This is a genomic window from Streptomyces sp. NBC_01775 (assembly GCF_035917675.1).
Lineage (GTDB): Bacteria > Actinomycetota > Actinomycetes > Streptomycetales > Streptomycetaceae > Streptomyces.
In genome coordinates, this window is record NZ_CP109104.1 from 4,714,183 (window position 1) to 4,731,291 (window position 17,109).

Consider the following 17,109-nt stretch of genomic DNA (forward strand, 5'->3'; position numbering starts at 1 on the left):
CCCTCCCCTTGCTCCGCCGCGCCCGCGGCCGGAGCGGTGTCCGCGGTCTCAACTGAGGACCTGGACCTCCGTGACGCGCCCACGGTAGTTGCCGTCCTCGGAGAGTGGGAGCTTGGTGAGCCACAGGAGTACGAATCGCGTCTTGATGGGCTTCTTGGCCTTGAGGCGGAGGTGCTCCCCCGACCCGCTGGTGACCTTGCTGAAGCTGTTGAGCGCCGAGGGTGTGTTGGTGACGCTGCGGGGTGCCGCCAGGAAGCTCGCCGAGGTCTTGCCCATGAAGTCGACCTTGAGCTGGCTCACCTCCCGGGTCTTGCCGAGATCGAGGATGAGGCCGACGCCTGACTTGAGGTTGCCGAAGTCGGGACGGCCGATGTAGTGCTTCGTGAGCCAGTAGGTGCCGGACTTGCCGTCGACGGCGTCACCGGTCCTGTCCGGGTTCTCCGAGCCGTCGGTCTCCGGATCGAAGTCCTTCACATCGTCGATCTTGATGACCTTGCCGGCCTGGGACGTGTCGTGCCTCTGAGCCGGCTTGGCCTTGTCCTTGGTCGTCGGCTCGCCCTTCAGCAGCGCGTCGGCCACCTGCCAGCTGCCCAGCCCGAGCGCGGCGATCAGCAACGCGGAGACCCCCCACTTGAGGATCTTGCCGGTGCGGCCCGGCAGGGTGGGAGGAGCCGGAGGCTCGGCACCGGCTCCGGCGGCGGTGCCGCCGGGCACGCCGCCGTTGCCCGCCGCGCCGGGTGCCGAGAAAGCACCCTGCTGGTAGGCCGTGCGCTGGTACGGCGGAGGCGGGGTGAAGGAGGGCTCCGGCGGGCGGATGCGCGGCAGCGTGGAGACCGCCTTGGACAGCTCCTCCGGAGTGGCGCAGGGCTGCTCCTGGCGGGAGGGGGTCGCTCCGTCGTTGACGAGGGCGCGCATCGCGAGCGTGGACAGGCCGCGGTGCACTCCGGCTCTGACCTGCTCCGGTGCCACGAGCGCGCCCTTGGCGAGGGTGCCCACGCCGGGCAGACCGTGCGCGTCCTCCTCGTAGGGCCAGCGCTGGGTGAGCGAGGCGTACAGCAGCGCGCCGATGGCCTCCGTGTCGTCGCGCTGTGGGTGGTCGCTGGAGACGCCGCGCAGCGCCGCGTTCACGGCCAGGCCGCGGATGCGGTACTGCCCCATGCCGGTGCGCAGCACGCAGGCGGGGGTCAGCCGCAGATGGGCCAGCCCCTCACGGTGCGCGGCGGTGAGGGCCTGGGCGAGCTGGCTGACGAGTTGGTACGCCTCGTGCGGCTCCAGGGGCCCGGCTGCGAGCAGCTCGTTGAGGGGGGTGGCGTCGGGCAGCCACTCGTGGACGACGTAGACGAGGTCGCCCTCCTCGACGGCGTCGAGGACCTGCACGAAGCGAGGGTCGCCGAGCAGTGCGGCCGAGCGCGCGGCGGCGAGAACCTGGCGGGCGCGGGGGTGGCCGACGGGCAGGGCGTGCACGCCGACGGCGCGGCGCAGCTTCTCGTCGACCGCCCGCCAGCTGCTGAAGCCGTCGAGCCGGGTGACGCACTCCTCGAGGCGGTAGCGGCGGGCGAGCTTGTGGCCGCTGTGCAGCTCGGGGGGTTCTTCTTCGGGCGCCTCTTGTGCGGGGGACTCTTCCTCAGAAGTGGCGGTTTGCTCGGAGGCCGCCGCCTCGGCCTTCGTCCCCGCCGCGGGGGTCTTGATCCCTGTTGCGGGCTCGCTTCCGGGCGCGGCTTCCTGCGTCTTGGCCTGTGGCTTGGCCTGCTTCTGCCCGTTCTTCGCCGGCTTTTCTGTTTTTCCGGTCTTGGTGGTCTTCTCGGCCCTGTCGGTCTTCTCGGAACCGGCAGTGGCATTGACGTCGGCATCTGCCTCGGTCTTCACCGTGGCCTCTTCCTTTGCCTCGGCGTTGGGCTTTTCGGGTTGCCCCTCGTCCAGGGAGGCCGCCTCGTCGGAAGAGTCGGCCGCCTCGTCGGCAGGGCCGGTGGGGTCTGCGGCGTCGTCGATGTCGGTGGGGTCCGCCGGGGCCTCCTGCGAGGCTTCGGCGTCCCGGCTGTGCCCGTTCGTCGCGTCCGTCGCACCGTCGCTCGTGGCCCCGTCCTGCCGGGCGTTCAGCGGGTCGCCGTTCTCCCCGCCGGTCTCGGCCACGTCGACAGCGGCTGTGCTCCGTTCCGCCACCGTCGTTCCTGCCTCCCCATCCGTAGCGGCCGTTTCTGAAACGACCAAAAACAATTGTGCCTACACCTCGCCGCTATGCACGACACGCGGCGGCGAATGATGGTTGTATGCGCTGGTTCATCGTCCGAGTCTGGCGCGAACCATGCCGAGCATTGCCGTCATTTCCTCGATGCGCATCCGCTTCGCCGCCAGGACGAAAACCGCGCCCAATACGATCCCTCCCCCGACGAGTGCGGCTACGGAGCCGAAGGTGCCGCTGCCCAGGACGTGCATGATGCCGTAGGCCGCGCCGCCGGCGAGCAGGGTGGCCGGGACGCTGGCACCCGCGAGCCGGATGTACGTACGCACCACGTGGCGGCCGTCCAGATCGCCCCCCAGCCGAAGGCGCAGCCGGCGCCAGGCGATGCCGACACCGATGATGTAGGCGAGGCCGTAGGAGGCCGCCATCCCGACCACGGCCCAGCGCGCGGGCAGCAGCACGAAGCACAGCGCGGAGGCCGCGGCGTTGACGGCGGCCACGATGACGGTGTTGAAGAACGGGGTGCGGGTGTCCTCGTACGCGTAGAAGGCCCGCAGGACGACGTACTGCACGGAGAACGGGATGAGGCCGAGGCCGAAGGCCATCAGCATGTAGCCCATGGAGCGGGCGGCGTCCACGCCCGCCGAGCCGTAGATCATCGTGCACATGGGGATGCCGAGCGCGACGAAGCCGAAGGCGATCGGGACGATGGCCACGGCGGAGTTGCGCAGGCCCTGGGAGATGTCGTCGCGGACGGCTCCGGTGTCGCCGTCCGCCGCCGCGCGGGAGAGGCGGGGCAGCAGCGCGGCCATCACGGAGACGGTGATGATGGCCTGCGGCATGTTCCAGATCAGCTGCGCGTTGGAGTAGGCGATGTAGCCGGTGCCGGAGTTGCCGTCCTGGGCCGAGGAGTCGCCCGCCCAGGTGGAGAGCTGGGAGACGACCAGCACGCCCGCCTGGTTGGCGAGGACGAACAGGATCGTCCACTTGGCCAGCTTGGCGGCCTTGCCCAGGCCGTGCCCGCGCCAGTCGAAGCGGGGCCGGATACGGAAGCCCGCGGCGCGCAGATACGGGATCATCGCCAGCGCCTGCACCACCAGGCCCAGCAGCGTGCCCACGCCGAGGAGCTTGATGCCCTCGGTGGGGATGCTGGTCACCGACAGTTCCGAGGTCGAGGCCGTGCCGTAGATCCACAGGAACATGCTGATGCTGGCGATGATGACGATGTTGTTGAGGACGGGGGTCCACATCATGGCGCCGAAGCGGCCCCGCGCGTTGAGGATCTGCCCCATCACCACGTGGATCCCCATGAAGAAGATCGAGGGCAGGCAGTAGCGCACGAAGGTGATGGTGACCTCGTTGGCCGCCGGGTTGTCGGCGAGCTTGACCGACATGAGGCGGACGAGGACGGGCGCGCAGAACACGGCGGCGACCGCGAGGAGGCCGAGGATGACGGCGACGAGGGTCAGCAGCCGGTTCGCGTACGCGTCGCCGCCGTCGTCGTCCTCCTTCATGGCCCGCACGAGCTGCGGGACGAACACCGAGTTGAGGCCGCCGCCGACGGTGAGCACGTAGATCATCGTCGGGAGTGTGATGGCGAGCTGGTAGCTGTCGCCGAGCGCGGAGGCACCGAGCGCGGCGACGATCATCGCGGAGCGGATGAAGCCGGTCAGCCGGGAGACCATCGTGCCGGCGGCCATGATGGCGCTGGACTTGAGGAGGCCGCCGCCACCCCCGCCGCCCGCGGCCGGTGCGGCCTCGCCGGACCGGGGGGAGACGGTACCGAGGTTGACCGTCTGTGCTGAGGGCTCCTCGGCGGCTCCCGGCGCCCCGGGCTCGGGGGGATAGGGCTGGGGCGGCGCGGTCTGCGGGGACGCCTGGTACGGCTGCTGCGCCTGCTGGTACTGCCGGTGGTGCGGCGGCTGTTGAGGGGGCGGCCCCTGCTGGGGATGCGGGGGCTGTGCGGGCTGCTGGGGCTGGTGCGGGCCGCCGGGGGGTGGGGGCGGCTGCTGGGAGAACTGAGCAGGGCGCGGGGGCTCGGGGCTCTGCCCCTGGTGGCCCTGGTCGCGGTAGAGATGCGCGAAGGCGTCACCCTGCTGGGGCGGCGCCTGCGGCGGCCTCCCCTGCGGCTGCGGCTGCTGGGGCTGGGGGACCTGCGGGGGCTGGGGGTGCTGCGGGGGGTTCTCGGGGTGCTGCGGGGGGTTCTCGGGGTGCTGCGCGTGGGGGGGACGGGCCCCGTGAGGCTGCTGTCCGTAGGGCTGCCCCGCGGGGTCGTTCCCCTCGTCGCCGCGTGGGCCGCCGGTGAACTGGACGGTCGAGGGGTCCTCGTCGTAGGGCACGCCGTGTGCGGGGCCGCGCTCCTCGTACGGACGCTGCCCGTACGGGTCCTGCGCGTACGGGTCCTCATGAGGCCGGCCTGAGCCGTCACCGGGAGTTCGGCCCCGGTCACCGCCATACGGCGCGTTCATCGTCGCTACCTACCCCTGCCCCTGCTCGCCCGGCTGACTCAACGGTCCACTTTCTCACCCGCGCCCGGGGGGTTGTTGTTTTGGCGGACGGTGTCGGCCCCGTCACCTGCCGCATCGGCGCCCCGGGCCTTGCCGTCCTTGGGGTCTCCGGCGTCTTCGTCCCCGGACCCCTCTTCGTCACCGGACTTGTCCTCGTCGCCGGACTTGTTTCCGGACTCGTCGCCGGACTCGTCTTGGTCACCGGATTCGTCCTCGTCGTCCGGCTCGCCCTTCTCGCCGGAGCCGTCCTCGGTGTCGCCGTCGCCGTCCCCGTCCTCGTCCGGCAGCTCCAGCGGGGCGTCCGGGTCGGGGGGCGGGCCGGTGCGCTTGCGCTGGGTGTACATCCGGATGCCCGCGAGCACCATCAGCAGCACGCCGCCCGCGATGACCAGCAGCACGGTCGAGGTGATCGACGTGACGTGGACCTGGAACTTCATCGGCTTGCCGTAGGGCTTGCCTTCCTTCGTGTACAGCTGCGCGACGACGGAGGCCCGGCCGTTGGTCTTGGCTGCGGCGTCGAACTTGAGGGACTGGCTGTGCTCGCCGTCCACCCTGACCCGCTTCACCTCGCCCACGTCCAGGCCGATACGGCTCGACCTCAGCTCCAGGTCCAGGCCGTCCACGTGCTGGAAGAGGTTGTTCTGCACGGTGACCGGGATGGTGGCCTCACGGCCCGAAAGGGTGATGTCCGACTTCTGGATGAGCCGGACGCCCCGCTTCAGGCTCAGCAGATACCGCTGCACCCCGTTCCGGTACCCGGTGGCGCCCCGGGAGTCGCCGCGCCAGGAGTTGGACACCTCACGGTCTATGGCGTTGCCGAAGGGCGGCACCACGCGGTCGGCGCGGCTGAGGATCACCTTGAAGTCGTCCAGCGTCTCCTTCGTCCTGCGCACCTGCTCGAAGGCCGAGGTCGGCAGCTCCGTCTTGCGCAGGGACGCGGGGTAGGAGGCGGGTGAGGGCATCCGGTTCTGGGCGCCGGGGTCGGGCTCGGCCTCGGCCGCGTCGGAGAGGCTGCCGGCCTGCGTCCAGCGCCCGCTCCCGGTCAGCGCCTGGATACCCTCGGCCATCGCCTGGGCCTGCGAGACGCTCGGCGTGCGCTGCGGGGCCACCACGACGCTGCGCGTGCGGTCGGGCACCTGACTGGAGAGCGCGAGGGACTGCGCCACGAACTGCTGGACGGCGCGGGAGGAGGCGTCGGACCGCGACATGTCGCCGCGGAACGCGGTGGACAGCCGCGCGTCGGCGACCAGCGCGGTGTTGCCGCTCCCGATGGGGCGGGCCGCCGTGGGGCTGTAGGACAGGCCCGAGTCGCGGACGCTGTCGCTGCGCGCGATCACGTTGTGCGCGCCCGCCGAGGTGGCGACATCCACGATGGAGGAGTCGACGGCGCCCTCGTAGGGCCAGGCGAAGTCCGTGCTCGGCTTGATGTGCAGAACGGTCCCGACGGCCCTCCTGCCCAGCGTCGTCGCGGAGCCGAGGGAGCTGAGCGCGCCGCGCACGTCCTTGCCGCGGTGGGCGAGCGAGGCGAGGTCGGGATCGGCGAAGGGGAGCGCGACGACCTCCTCGCCGCGCACGGCCTTCTGGAGGTCGTTGAGCCAGCGGCTCGCGTACTCCTGGCCCTTCCCCGCCTTCGTCTCGTCGGTGCCCGGCTTCTCGACCCGGTAGCGGCGCGTCATCATGTCGACGGTGGCGACCAGGTCGGGGTCGATGACCCAGGTGATCGGCAGGTCGTCGCCCAGCTCGACCATCTGCTGGAGGCGCCCGCCCGGACGCAGCTCCTTGATGAGGGGCTCGTCGTCGCGGAGGACGGGAGTCTGCTGCTCGTCGGACTCGGTGCGCGCCGTCAGGCGGGGCGTCGAGATCAGCGGCCACAGGTAGGTGAGCTGGCTCTTGTGCCGGGCGTCGGACCGCTGCCAGGGCAAGAAGGTGCGGCCGATACCGAGGATCTGGTCGTAGGGGCGGGCCCTGGTGTGGGCCGTGAGGGAGACCCCGAGCTGATACACCCCGTTGGGGCCGAGGTCCAGGTCGCTGACGGGGATCTTGAGCGTGAAGGAGCGGGTGACGCCGGGCGCCATGCCGGAGAGCTTCACCGAGTGCTTGCCCGCGACCTCGTTGCCGTCGGCGCCCGAGAGGTAGCCCTTGCGGCGCGACGCCTGCTCGATGGCGCTGCGGCTGTTGAGCGTGGGGCCGATACGGGGGTTGAGGCGGCCGGCGCTGAGGGTCGAGCGGCTGGTGTTGGTGACGGTTCCGGTGAGGGTGAGGGTGTCGCCCGCCTTGGGCACGGAGGGCGTGACCTCGTTCAGGGAGACCTCGGCGCTGCGGGAGCCGGTGCCGGAGCGCGCTGTGGTCTTGGAGCCCGCTTTGGCCTTTGCGTCCGCCGCGATCGTGGAGCCCGCCGCGATTTTGGAGCTTGCCGCCGCTTTGGAGCTCGCCGTCGCCTTGGAGGCCGCCTCTGCCGCCGTGGCGGGGGCGGCTGCCGCTGACGATGCGGCGATCACGGGAGACGGCGCCAGGATGCCCGCCAGCACCGGGAGAGCGACGAGCACGAGGGTGGCGGCCCGGCGGTTCCAGAGGCGGGACCGCTTTCGGGCCCGGGGTGCGGCGCCCGTCTCACCGGTGCGGTTCGTGCCCCCGGGACCAGGGGGAGCCTGACTCTCAGCCGCCTCGGCCACGCGCTCGTCCATCCCGTCGTTGGTCGTCGTCGATCGGTCGTCGTCGATCGGTGCTGCTCGTCTGGTGCTGCTCGTCCGGTTCCGGATCCCTGATGGTAACGATGCCCGCGGGGTGGAAGTGCCGCGCCTGCCACCACATGATCACTCAGCGGTGCGGACGGGCACGGGGCGCCCCCGGTACGGGCGGCAACGTAACCTTTCCTGCTGTGCCGAACGCCAACAGTGACAGCCAGGACCAGTCCACCGCCCCGACCACCGCCCCGCCGACGGGACAGTCGGCAGCCGAGCAGCTCAGCGAGGTGCAGCGCCGTGCCGTGAGCGAGTTGCTGCGGGTGTCACCGGTCGCGGACGATCTCGCCCGGCGCTTCGAGGACGCGGGGTTCCGCCTCGCTCTCGTCGGCGGCTCGGTACGGGACGCGCTGCTGGGACGACTCGGTAACGATCTCGACTTCACCACCGACGCCCGCCCCGAGGACGTGCTCGCGATCGTGCGTCCGTGGGCCGACGCGGTATGGGAGGTGGGTATCGCCTTCGGCACGGTCGGGGTGAAGAAGTCGGACTTCATCCTCGAAGTGACGACGTATCGGTCGGAGATCTACGACCGCACCTCCCGCAAGCCCGAGGTCACCTACGGCGACACCATCGAGGAGGACCTGGTCCGCCGGGACTTCACGGTGAACGCGATGGCGGTCGCGCTGCCCGAGAAGAGCTTCATCGACCCGCACGGTGGCCTGGAGGACCTCGCGGCGCGCAGGCTGCGTACCCCTGGCACCCCGCAGGACTCCTTCTCCGACGATCCGCTGCGGATGATGCGCGCCGCGCGCTTCGCGGCGCAGCTCGACTTCGAGGTGGCCCCCGAGGTCGTCGCCGCGATGAAGGAGATGGCCGACCGGATCGAGATCGTCTCCGCGGAGCGGGTGCGGGACGAGCTGAACAAGCTGCTGCTGTCCCCGTACCCCCGCAAGGGCCTGCGGCTGATGGTGGAGACCGGGCTCGCGGACAGGGTGCTGCCCGAGCTGCCGGCGCTGCGCCTGGAGCGGGACGAGCACCACCGGCACAAGGATGTCTACGAGCACTCGCTGACCGTGCTGGACCAGGCGATGGATCTGGAGGAGGACGGGCCGGACCTCACGCTGCGGCTGGCGGCGCTGCTGCACGACATCGGCAAGCCGAGGACGCGGCGCTTCGAGAAGGACGGCCGGGTCTCCTTCCACCACCACGAGGTGGTGGGCGCCAAGCTCACCAAGAAGCGTATGACCGCGCTCAAATACTCCAGCGAGATGATCAAGGACGTCTCCCGGCTGGTGGAGCTGCATCTGCGCTTCCACGGCTACGGCACGGGCGAGTGGACGGACTCGGCGGTGCGCCGCTACGTGCGCGACGCGGGCCCGCTGCTGAAGAGGCTGCACAAGCTGACGCGTTCGGACTGCACGACGCGCAACAAGCGCAAGGCCACCGCCCTCTCGCGGGCGTACGACGGGCTGGAGGAGCGCATCGCGCGGCTCCAGGAGCAGGAGGAGCTGGACTCGATCCGGCCGGACCTGGACGGCAACGAGATCATGGGGGAGCTGGGCATCGGCCCGGGGCCCGAGGTCGGGCGCGCGTACAAGCACCTGCTGGAGCTGCGGCTGGAGCACGGGCCGATGGGGCGCGACGCCGCCGTGGCCGCACTCAAGGAGTGGTGGGCGGCCCAGCAGGGCTGATGGTCCCGGCGTCGCCGGAGGCGGAGCCGGTCTTGCCGGAGTCCCCTGTTTCACGTGAAACATGGAAGACGGCGAGCGCGATCGCCGCGTACAGCACCGCCACTCCCACGACCACGGCAGTCGAGCGGCCGTCGGGCGGCAGTATCAGCGCGGTGGTACCGGCGGCGCCCACGTAGGCCACGTTGTAGAGCATGTCGTAGAGCGAGAAGACCCGGCCGCGATAGGCATCGTCGACGGAGATCTGGACGGCGGTGTCGGTGGCGATCTTGGCGGCCTGGGTGACCAGCCCGAGCACAAACGCGGCGATCAGTATCGGCACCGGCGCGAAAGGCAGCCCGAGCGCGGGCTCCAGCAGCGCGGCGCCGCCTGAGCACAGTGCTATCCAGCCGAAGATGCCGACCCGGCGCACCGCCGAGGGGGTAAGGACGGCGGCGCTGAAGAAACCGGCCCCCGAAAGCCCGAGTGCGACGCCGAGCAGCCCCAGCCCGTCCTCGGCGTCTCCCCCGTTCCAGGCGTAGCGGCACAGCATCAGCACCATGACGGTGAGTGCGCCGTAGCAGAAGCGCATCAACGTGGCGGCTGCGAGGGAGTAGGCGGCGAGGCGGCGCTCGCCGAGGTGGCGCAGGCCCGCGCGGAGGCCGCGTACGGTGCTGGCGACGGCGGCCAGGACGCGGAGCTGCCGCTCCTGCGGGCCGGGACCGAGAAGGTCTTTGTCCATCCGGAGCGAGGCGAGCGCGCCCAGCAGGTAGAGCGCCGCACCCGTGAGCAGGACGAGGGTGTCGGCCTGGCGGCCGGTCTGCGGGGCGAGGAAGCGCACGACGAAGGCGACCCCGCCGCCCAGTGTGGCGGCGAGTGTGCCGGCTGTCGGGGAGAGGGAGTTGGCGATGACGAGGCGCTCGCCGTCGACAACCCGGGGCAGCGAGGCGGACAGTCCGGCCAGGACGAAGCGGTTGACGGCGGTCACGGTGAGCGCGGAGAGGTAGACCAGCCATTCCGGTGCCGCGCCCAGGACGAGCGTGGCGGTGAGGGTCGCCAGCCCGGTGCGCAGCACGTTGCCGTAGAGGAGCACCTGCCGCCTGCGCCAGCGGTCCAGCAGGACACCGGCGAACGGCCCGAGGAGCGAATAGGGCAGTAGCAGCACCGCCATCGCCGAGGCGATGGCGGCGGCGGAGGTCTCCTTCTCCGGGGAGAAGACGACATAGGCGGCCAGCGCGACCTGGTAGACCCCGTCGGCGAGTTGGGACAGCAGTCGCACCGCCAGCAGCCGGCGGAAACCGGAAAAACGGAGCAGCGTGCGCAGATCGCGGGCGACGGACATGGAGACAGCCTCACACAGCAGAGTCCGGTGGTTTCACGTGAAACAGAGCAGCCGCCGTCCTGTGGGGTGGGGCGAGGTCATCCGGCTCAGTCCGCCAGTGTGCCCCAACGGACGGATGCCTTCTCGGGGTTGGGAGCGACCGGCTGGTGGCCGAGGGCGCGGCTGAGGGAGTGGCTGAGGGAGCCGAGGTTGAAGACGTCGGGTGCCCGGTCCAGCGGGCCGCCACCGGGGTCGTCGGAGCCGTCGTCCCGGCGCACCGGGTCGTGCTCGGGGAAGAGGGCGTCGCGCACGATCATCCCGCACAGGTAGAGCGTGCCGAGGAGATGGGCCAGGATCACCAGCTGGTAGCCCTCGGGCGGGAGGCCCTGGTGTTTGTCGCCGCTGCTGGTGTAGGCGAGGTACATCCAGATGCCGACGAAGTAGAGCACCTCGCAGGTCTGCCAGATCAGGAAGTCACGCCACTTGGGGCGGGCGAGCGCGGCGAGGGGGATCAGCCAGAGCACGTACTGCGGTGAGTACACCTTGTTGGTCAGCACGAACAGGGCGATGACCAGGAAGGACAGCTGAGCCAGCCGGGGGCGGCGGGGCGCGCACAGGGCGAGCGTGGCGATGCCCGCACAGCCGAGCGCCATCAGGATCATGGCGTAGGTGTTGGCATCTTCGAACGAATGTCCGGTGCGCTGCTGGATGATCAGCCACACCGACCCGAAGTCGACCGGGCGCTCCTGGCTGAAGGTGTAGAACTTCGCCCAGCCCGCCGGGGCCAGCACCATCACCGGGATGTTCACCACCGCCCAGGACAGCGCCGCTCCCCCGGCGGCCCGGCCGAACGGGGCCCAGCGCCCGGCTCGCCAGCACAGCACCAGCAGCGGCCCGAGCAGCAGCGCCGGGTAGAGCTTCGCCGCGGTCGCCAGGCCGATGAGGATCCCGGCCGTCAGCGGGCGCGAGCGGGACCACGACAGCATCGCCGCGGATGTCAACGCCACGGCCAGCAGGTCCCAGTTGATGGTCGCCGTCAGGGCGAGGGCCGGGGCGAGCGCCACCAGCATGCCGTCCCAGGGGCGGTTGCGGTGGGTGCGGATGACGCAGACGATCAGGACGGCCGCGCAGACCATCAGCATTCCCGTGTTGACCATCCAGTAGATCTGCTCGTCCTGCCGGATGTTGTCGCCGCCGACCGTCAGCTTGGCCGCCACCTGCATGAAGGCGCCGGTCAGCACGGGGTATTCGAGGTAGTCCATACCGCCGGAGATCCCCTGCGGAATCCGGTCGAAGTAGGGGATCAGCCCGTCGGCGAAGCCCCGCCCGTTGTAGAGGTGCGGGATGTCGGAGTAGCAGGCGTGGACGTACTGCGAGGTCTGGCCGGAGAACCAGGCGCCCTCGAAGCAGGGCATCTTCTGCACCACGCCGAGCGCGTACATCCCCAGGGCCACCACCACCATCACGCGCAAGGGGGACCACCAGCCGGCGCCTGGCACGGCGCGCCGGCCTGTTGGCCCGCCGGCCACTTCGCTCGCCGCGGCGGCCACCTTGTCCGTGTCCGTGGGGTGTACGACGGGGGGTGTGGCGGGCTGCCGCGGCGTGGGGTTCCGGTCGGTGGGGGCGCTCGTCATGGGGCACATCCTGCCGCACGCCCCTGTCACCCACAGTGGGGGCGGCAGCTTCGGCGTGCTGTCGGTGCGCGGGCGATGTGCGGGTGGTGCGCGGACGGGGGCGAATGGCCCGCACACACGGCACGGCCCCGGCTCAAGGAGTGAGCCGGGGCCGTGCGCCGCCGTATGCGGGGAGTGTGTCCGGGTGGTGGCCCGAAGGCTAATCCCTGCGGTTTGTGGTGGGGCCGCCGAAGAGGCCCCCTTGATCGTCGCCGTTGTCGCCGCCCGGATTGCCGGGAGTACCGCCGTCGGCGTCGCCCGGATCGCCGTCGGCGCCGCCGGGATCGCCCGGGTCGCCGATGCCGCCGTCGTCCTCACATCCTGGCCTCGGCGGCGTGCAGGTGTCCGTGGGCGTGGGCGAATGGGTCGGGCTCTTGGTGGGGGACTTGGTGGGCGACTTGGTCGGGGACGCGGTCGGATCGTCCGAGGGCTCGTCCGGCTGCTCGCTCGGCGTCGGCTTGGGGCTCGCGCCGTCGCCGTAGACGGTCTCGCCGATCGGTCCCGGCTTCGGGAAGCGCATCACCTTGGTGCCCTTGAGCGCGCCCTTCATGTACTCCGTCCAGATATCGGCGGGGAAGGACGCACCGTGGATGGACTCCTCGCCGCCCACGCCGTACATCTTGAGGAACTTCTGCGACTTGGCCTGGTCGTTGACCCGCCACATGCCGATCGACGTGGAGAGCTGCGGGGTGTATCCGGTGAACCAGGCGGACTTGTTGTCGTCCGTGGTACCCGTCTTGCCCGCCACCGGGCGCCCCAGGGCCTTGGCTTTGGAGCCGGTGCCCTTCTGGACCACGGTCTCCAGCATGTTGGTGACGTTGTCGGCGACGGCGCGGTCGAAGGTCAGCTCGCTCTTCGTGTGATGGGTGAAGATCTCCTGGCCCTTCCGCTCGACCTTGCTGACCGAGTACGGCTCCGAGCGCTTGCCGCTCTTGGCGAACGTGCCGTAGGCGCCGGCCATCCGGATGGCACTGGGCGCCGAGGTCCCCAGCGAGAAGGTCGGGGTGGTGCGGGCCAGCCCGTCCTTGCTCAGGCCCGCGTCCAGCGCCGCCTTCTTGACCGTCTCGGTGCCCACGTCCATACCGAGCTGGATGAAGGGGGTGTTCACCGATTCCTGCATCGCGTACCGCAGGTTGACCCTGCCGTAGTCCTTGTTGCCGTCGTTTCTCTGGTGCCACTCCTTTCCGTCCCTGTCGGTCCAGATCTTGCCGTCGTAGTCGCGCAGTTTGACCTTGTTGTTGCCGTTGTAGACGCTCTTCGGCGACACCTTGGTGCGCTGTTCGTCGGTCTGCGTCTTCCCCAGGCGGGGGTCGAGCATCCCGTTCCGCATCGCCGCCGCCATCACGAACGGCTTGAAGGTGGAGCCCACCTGAACACCGGTGTAGTCGGCGTTGTTGGTGAAGTGCTTGGTCGCGTCCTCGCCGCCGTAGGTGGCCACGATCGCGCCGTCACTAGGCCTGACCGAGGCACCGCCGAACTGGACGTACTTGTCGACCTTGCGCTTCTTTTGGTCGAGGTTCGCCTTCTTCACCTTCTCGACCGAGCGCTGTAGCTGGGACGTCTTCTTCTGGTCGAAGGTGGTGTGGATCCGGTAGCCGCCGGTCTCCAGCATGCGCTTGGTGATCTTGCCCTTGCTCTGGGCGACGGCGTTCCTGTTCGCCAGCTCCACCAGGTAGCCGGTCTGGCCCTTCAGCTCCGTCGCCTTCTTCGGCGGCTTGGGCATGGGGAAGCCCTTGGCCTTGATCTTGTCGCGGTCCGACTTGGACAGCTTGCCTATGGCGACCTCGCGATCCAGCGTCCAGGACCAACGGGCCTCCGCCCGCTTGAGGTTCTTGTCCTTGGTCGCCGCCGAGCCGATGCCGCCCGCCGGGTCGTAGAGGTTCGGGCCGTTGAGCGTCGCGGACAGGAAGGCGGCCCGGCTGGGGCTGAGCTTGGAGGAGTCCACGCGGTAGTACGCCTGCGCCGCCGCCTGGATGCCGTACGCGCCGCGCCCGTAGTAGCCGGTGTTGAGATAGCCGGCCAGGATGTCGTCCTTGTCCTCCTTGGCGCCGACCTTTATGGAGATCAGCAGTTCCTTGGCCTTGCGGGTGAGGGTCTGCGACTGGTCCAGGAAGGTGTTCTTCACGTACTGCTGGGTGATCGTCGACCCCGACTGGGTCTCCCCGCCCAGCGCCATCTTGCCGACGGCGCGGATGATGCCCATCGGGTCGACGCCGTTGTCCTGGTAGAAGGTCTCGTTCTCGGCCGCGATCACGGCCCACTTCATGCCCCGCGGGATCTGGTCGATGCCGACGACCTGCCGGTTGTGATCGCCCTGACCGGCCACGACCATCTGCTTGCCGTTGGCCCAGTAGTAGACGTTCTTCTCCTGCTTGGCCGCGGCACTGGCCTCGGGCACCTGCACCATCCACAGCGCGATACCCGCGAGCCCCACCAGCAGTGCGAAGAAGCCGAAGCCGGTGGCGAGGATCAGCTTCCAGGACGGCAGCCAGCGCCGCACCCCGTACTTGTTGGCGCGGGGATAGTCGATGAACCGCTTGCGCTCCGGTCCGCCCCGGCCGCGTCCGCGCGGACCGCCGGCGCGGCGTCCGCCCTCCGCGCCCGCCGGGGCCGAAGCGGAGGCCGCGCGGCGCCTGCCGCCACCCCCGCCCCCGGTGCTCTGCTGGGCCGCTCTTCTGGACTCCGCACGGCCGCCGTGGGAATCGGGGCCGGGGCCGGGACCGGTGCTGCGCGGCGGTGCTGCGCGGCGTCCGGAAGACGGCGGCGGCTGCGCCGCACGTCGGCCGCGCCCCTGCGGCGGCTTTCGACGGTTTCCGCTCATTGGAACAGCTACTCCTCGGGCAGGCGGCCCTTGCGCCTGAAGGTGGCAGTTGACGTCTGGTCCCCCCGAGTGCAAGCGGACCGTTTCACAGGAACCGCACGCACTGCACCCAGGTCGAGGACGCTCACTTGCGCCGCTCGGTTCCCGGTGGTGTCTGCACAGCCGACAGACTACGCAGCTTCAAAACCTTCCTTACCGCCTAATCGCCTCATTCGACGCAAAGCTTCTGCTGTGAATCAGTGATGTGAGTCCCTTCACCGACCCCCCTCTTGTCGCTCCTCAGGGGGCGCTCTATCGTCGGGATGTATCGAGCCGATACATCAGAGCGAGATAAAGGCGTATCGGATGCGTCGGCGCAGTGGCAGCACGAGGAGGTGAGGCGGACGGTGAGCAGACGTTCGGGCATTCTTGAGTTCGCCGTCCTCGGCCTGCTCCGCGAATCACCGATGCACGGGTACGAGCTGCGCAAGCGGCTCAACACCTCGCTCGGCGTCTTCCGCGCCTTCAGCTACGGCTCGCTCTACCCCTGCCTCAAGTCGCTTGTGCACAGCGGCTATCTGGTGGAGGAAACGGCCGGTCAGCCCCAGGCGCAGCCCGCGCTCACACAGGCGGCGCCGCTCGCCGGGCGCCGGGCGAAGATCGTTTACCGGCTGACGGCCGAAGGCAAGGAGCACTTCGAGGAACTGCTGTCCCAAACGGGCCCCGACGCCTGGGAGGACGAGCACTTCGGAGTCCGCTTCGCCTTCTTCGGCCAGACCTCGCGCGACGTCCGTATGCGCGTGCTCGAAGGCCGCCGCAGCCGGCTGGAGGAGAGGCTCGCGAAGATGCGCGCCTCTCTCGCCCGTACGCGCGAGCGCCTCGACGACTACACCCTCGAACTCCAGCGGCACGGCATGGAATCCGTGGAGCGCGAGGTCCGCTGGCTCAACGAACTCATCGAGAGCGAGCGGTCGGGGCGCGGTCAGCGCGACTCCAGTCAGAACGAGTCCTCGGATCCCGCGCCGGGTCCGTCCGATAACACCGACACATGAGGTTTCCGCTCGTGCGGGCCTCAGCGAGAACACACAGGGAGCAACCGGAATGGGTTCGGTTCGCGTAGCCATCGCCGGCGTGGGAAATTGCGCCGCATCGCTGGTCCAGGGCGTCGAGTTCTACAAGGACGCCGACCCGGACAGCAAGGTCCCGGGGCTGATGCATGTCCAGTTCGGCGACTACCACGTGCGCGACATCGAGTTCGTCGCCGCCTTCGACGTCGACGGCAAGAAGGTCGGCCTCGACCTCGCTGACGCCATCGGTGCCAGTGAGAACAACACCATCAAGATCTGCGACGTGCCGCCCGCCGGCGTCCCGGTCCAGCGCGGCCACACCTACGACGGCCTGGGCAAGTACTACCGCGAGACCATCGAGGAGTCCGACGCCACCCCCGTGGACGTCGTCCAGGCCCTCAAGGACTCCCAGGCCGACGTGTTCATCTGCTACCTGCCGGTGGGCTCCCAGACGGCCGTCGAGTTCTACGCGCAGTGCGCGCTGGACGCCGGTGTGGCCTTCGTCAACGCGCTGCCGGTCTTCATCGCGGGCACCAAGGAGTGGGCGGACAAGTTCACCGCCGCCGGGGTGCCGATCGTCGGTGACGACATCAAGTCCCAGGTGGGCGCGACCATCACGCACCGCGTGCTGGCCAAGCTCTTCGAGGACCGCGGCGTGGTCCTGGACCGCACGATGCAGCTGAACGTCGGCGGCAACATGGACTTCAAGAACATGCTGGAGCGCGAGCGGCTGGAGTCGAAGAAGATCTCCAAGACGCAGGCCGTCACCTCCCAGATCCCCGACCGCGACCTGGGCGCCGACAACGTCCACATCGGCCCCTCCGACTACGTCGCGTGGCTCGATGACCGCAAGTGGGCCTACGTCCGCCTGGAGGGGCGCGCGTTCGGCGATGTGCCGCTGAACCTGGAGTACAAGCTGGAGGTGTGGGACTCGCCGAACTCGGCGGGCGTCATCATCGACGCGCTGCGCGCGGCGAAGATCGCGAAGGACCGGGGCGTCGGCGGCCCGATCCTCTCCGCCTCCTCGTACTTCATGAAGTCGCCGCCGGTGCAGTACTTCGACGATGTCGCGCGGCAGAACGTGCAGGCCTTCATCGAGGGCAAGGACAGCATCGACGGCAAGGACAGCTGACCGCTCGGGTCGCCCGCCGGGCGAACGGAAGGGGCCCGGGAGACGCCGACGCGTCTCCCGGGCCCCTCGTTCGCGCTGT

At 70.0% G+C, this 17,109-nt stretch carries 9 protein-coding genes; 3 read left to right on the forward strand and 6 right to left on the reverse strand.

Annotation, left to right across the window (positions count from 1 at the left end; all coding sequences use genetic code 11):
* Nucleotides 1-48 precede the first annotated feature (48 nt).
* From OHB04_RS21015 to OHB04_RS21025, 3 genes are all read right to left on the reverse strand, one after another.
* The gene (locus tag OHB04_RS21015) at nt 49-2,160 is read right to left on the reverse strand and encodes a protein kinase family protein (RefSeq protein ID WP_326808022.1); all 2,112 of its coding nucleotides are present in this window, start codon (nt 2,158-2,160) and stop codon (nt 49-51) included.
* Nucleotides 2,161-2,277: 117 nt separating this feature from the next.
* Nucleotides 2,278-4,647, reverse strand: coding sequence for a murein biosynthesis integral membrane protein MurJ (murJ, locus tag OHB04_RS21020; protein WP_326808023.1), 2,370 nt, complete (start codon nt 4,645-4,647; stop codon nt 2,278-2,280).
* 38 nt (nt 4,648-4,685) lie between these two features.
* A complete protein-coding gene (locus tag OHB04_RS21025; RefSeq protein WP_326808024.1) occupies nt 4,686-7,370 on the reverse strand; it encodes a DUF6049 family protein in 2,685 nt (894 codons plus the stop codon).
* 194 nt (nt 7,371-7,564) lie between these two features.
* Here OHB04_RS21025 and OHB04_RS21030 point away from each other — a divergent pair, with 194 nt between their 5' ends.
* The gene (locus OHB04_RS21030; protein ID WP_405804570.1) at nt 7,565-9,061 is read left to right on the forward strand and encodes a CCA tRNA nucleotidyltransferase; all 1,497 of its coding nucleotides are present in this window, start codon (nt 7,565-7,567) and stop codon (nt 9,059-9,061) included.
* Here OHB04_RS21030 and OHB04_RS21035 read toward each other — a convergent pair.
* The 3 genes from OHB04_RS21035 to OHB04_RS21045 form a co-directional block, all read right to left on the reverse strand.
* Nucleotides 9,030-10,379 carry an MFS transporter gene (locus OHB04_RS21035; protein WP_326689254.1) on the reverse strand — a complete coding sequence of 450 codons (1,350 nt, stop codon included), beginning with the start codon at nt 10,377-10,379 and terminating at the stop codon, nt 9,030-9,032. The two genes, OHB04_RS21030 and OHB04_RS21035, sit on opposite strands and share 32 nt — an antisense overlap.
* 86 nt (nt 10,380-10,465) lie before the next feature.
* On the reverse strand, nt 10,466-11,992 hold the full coding sequence (locus OHB04_RS21040; protein WP_326808025.1) for a glycosyltransferase family 87 protein: 1,527 nt from the start codon (nt 11,990-11,992) through the stop codon (nt 10,466-10,468).
* 199 nt (nt 11,993-12,191) lie between these two features.
* Nucleotides 12,192-14,852 carry a transglycosylase domain-containing protein gene (locus OHB04_RS21045; RefSeq protein ID WP_326808026.1) on the reverse strand — a complete coding sequence of 887 codons (2,661 nt, stop codon included), beginning with the start codon at nt 14,850-14,852 and terminating at the stop codon, nt 12,192-12,194.
* Between the two features lie 386 nt (nt 14,853-15,238).
* Between OHB04_RS21045 and OHB04_RS21050 the strand changes: the two genes are divergently transcribed.
* Together OHB04_RS21050 and OHB04_RS21055 are read left to right on the forward strand one after the other, a co-directional pair.
* The gene (locus OHB04_RS21050; protein ID WP_326689257.1) at nt 15,239-15,883 is read left to right on the forward strand and encodes a PadR family transcriptional regulator; all 645 of its coding nucleotides are present in this window, start codon (nt 15,239-15,241) and stop codon (nt 15,881-15,883) included.
* 49 nt (nt 15,884-15,932) lie between these two features.
* A complete protein-coding gene (locus tag OHB04_RS21055) occupies nt 15,933-17,030 on the forward strand; it encodes an inositol-3-phosphate synthase (protein ID WP_326808027.1) in 1,098 nt (365 codons plus the stop codon).
* Nucleotides 17,031-17,109 lie beyond the last annotated feature (79 nt).